The sequence below is a fragment of the Kitasatospora sp. NPDC057015 genome (genome assembly GCF_042673745.1).
Lineage (GTDB): Bacteria > Actinomycetota > Actinomycetes > Streptomycetales > Streptomycetaceae > Kitasatospora.
In genome coordinates, this window is record NZ_JBHUSG010000155.1 from 1 (window position 1) to 1,212 (window position 1,212).

The 1,212-nt window shown below is 59.9% G+C and carries 1 protein-coding gene; it reads left to right on the forward strand.

Annotated features, from left to right (window positions below; all coding sequences use genetic code 11):
- Positions 1-1,212, forward strand: a 1,212-nt coding sequence (locus ACFTWP_RS41820; RefSeq protein WP_380270409.1) for a hypothetical protein, incomplete at both ends; no start/stop codon positions are given.

The following is a 1,212-nucleotide window of genomic DNA, read 5'->3' on the forward strand; positions in this document are numbered from 1 at the left end:
GGATCGAGCCGGCCGGCGCGCTGGAGTCCCTCCCTTCAATTCTACAGATTCGCTTGTTCGGCAATGTGATCTCACGCACGCCGGAAGCTTCGATGTCCGGACATTATCAGTTGCTCGATGCTCGCCGATGGGCAGCCATATCGGCACGAGTCGTACCGGCGAGCGAGTTTCGCCTACAGTGGACCATGCTGCGCCTTGGACTCTTGCGCCGCGCAGGGGAATTCGAGGAGGCGCTCCGTTTAGCGGGTCCACTAGCCGATATCCAGGATTGGTTCACCGCGGTCGGGCGTGGTCTGGTCCTGCGACAAATGTCCCGTCCAGATGACGCGGAACATGCTTTTCGCAAAGCCGTCGGCATGCGCCCTGACGACCTCAGTGCGTATCTCGAAGCCGCCGATACTTGGTTAGACTGCGAAGGGTGGGCCACCGCGCGGGGTTGGTACGAGGCGGTAATACAACAGGAGCCGGAGCATCCCTGGGCGCGGCCGTCGCTCTTGTACTGCCAGTGGAAAGAGGGTGCTGACGATACTCGGCTGGCGCAACTTGTCGGTCTTGCCGGCGAGGGTAACGAGCGTGCGAACAGTTTGTGGTTTCGAGCACAGGGAGCACTGCCGGAGCCGCAGGATGCTTGCGCAAACATTCTTCGAGAGCTGCGTGATCAATTGATTCGAGCCGGTACCCCTGTCGATTCTGGCGAAAACATCAACATACGGGTTTCGTCGCTGGAGGCACCCAGCAACGCTTTGGCGTTGCGCCTCGAGTTGGCGTCCCATGGCAGAACGCAGTGCAATATCAGCATCCATGCCGAGGCAATTCCGTCCCCCGACCCTCGCCAACCCGTTGAACCAGTCGAATATGCCCTCTGGCATTACGAAGAGGATCAAGCAGCGCCTGCGCTGCCGCCCCCTCCGCTTCACATACGGGAAACCGTATCGGCTTTGGCCCTCGAACCGTATTTCCCACCGCGAAATTGGGCGCAAGCGAGTCACGTTGCCGCCTCGCTCAGCGAGGAAGCAATACTTCAGGTATTCGCGTGCATCGTACATCCCCCTGCCATACCGGCCGGCCGTAAGGAATCAATCTCAGCGCTTGCCTGGTTGACACGAGTGCAAATGGTTGTCATGCAGATCATCGCGCAGTATGGCGGCGACTGGGAGGGATCGATTCGGCGGAGCTTGTTATATAGCGCGTTGCTCGGGCCCAGTGATTGGG